General features: G+C 70.9%; 2 protein-coding genes. Both read left to right on the forward strand.

The annotated features are described in order from the left end of the window. Nucleotides 1-162 precede the first annotated feature (162 nt). Nucleotides 163-660, forward strand: coding sequence for a glutathione peroxidase (locus FUT87_RS16115; protein ID WP_091729093.1), 498 nt, complete (start codon nucleotides 163-165; stop codon nucleotides 658-660). A 108-nt stretch (nucleotides 661-768) separates the two neighbouring features. Beyond that, on the forward strand, nucleotides 769-1,089 hold a 321-nt coding region (locus FUT87_RS16120; RefSeq protein WP_147241672.1), incomplete at its 3' end, for a DUF2332 family protein.

Consider the following 1,089-nt stretch of genomic DNA (forward strand, 5'->3'; position numbering starts at 1 on the left):
GCTGCTGCTGGGCGGCGGCACGCTGGACGGCAAGACGGCGCTGGGCGGTGCGGCGATCCTGGGCGCGGCGATGCTGGCAGCCCTGGAGCGCCACCGCGCCTGATCCGCCGCGCCGCGCTAGGATGCACCCCGGCCCACCCGGCCCCAACGAGGAGGTCCCCCATGAGCGCCAATGGCAAGACTGCCTTCGACTTCGACGCCGTCAGCATCGCTGGTGAGCCGGTCGCGCTGTCGCAGTACCGCGGCCGCGTGCTGCTGATCGTCAACACCGCCAGCGAATGCGGTTTCACCCCGCAATTCAAGGGCCTGGAGGACCTGTGGCGCGACTACCAGGCCCGCGGGCTGGTGATCGTCGGATTCCCGAGCAACGAGTTCGGCGGCCAGGACCCCGGCAGCAATGAGGAGATCGCCTCGTTCTGCCAGCTGAACTATGGGGTCAGCTTCCCGATGATGGCCAAGGTCAAGGTCAACGGCGGTGAGGCGCATCCGCTGTGGCAGTGGCTCAAGGGCGAGAAGCCCGGGATCCTGGGGACGCAGGGCATCAAGTGGAACTTCACCAAGTTCCTGGTCGGGCGCGATGGGCAGGTGCTCAAGCGCTTCGCGCCGAACGACGCGCCGGCGGCGATCCGCGGCGAGATCGAGGCGGCGCTGGGCGGCTGAGCGGCCTCAGCGTCCGGGAAGGCCGGCCGCGACCGGACCGATCCGGCAACGCGGATTTGTCGGACGGCCGACATTCTGGCCGCGCACGACGGCCTGGAGTCCATCGCCATGGAAGACGCACTCGGGCGCATCGCCCACCACTTCGCCCGTTTCGCCGAGATCGACGGCCAGGATGACCCGCTGTACCGCGCCCTCGCGGCGGTCATCGGCGGCGATGCCGCGCTGATGGGCCTGCTCCTGGAGGCGCCGCCGACGCAGCGCCTGCCCGTGCTGCTACTGGCGGCGCTGCATGAGCGGATCCTCGCGGGCGATCCGCATCCGTTGGCGGCGTATTACGCCAGCGTCGGCGGGACGCGCGCGCCCGACGACGCCTTGCCGGCGACGCTGCGGGACTTCATCCAGCGGGAGGACCCGGCGCTGCGCGCGCTG

It is taken from the genome of Mitsuaria sp. TWR114, from assembly GCF_007997345.1.

What these genes read in the sequence shown, in the direction of transcription:
- FUT87_RS16115 (WP_091729093.1), top strand. Translation starts at nt 163, where the DNA reads ATGAGCGCCAATGGCAAGACTGCCTTCGACTTCGACGCCGTCAGCATC.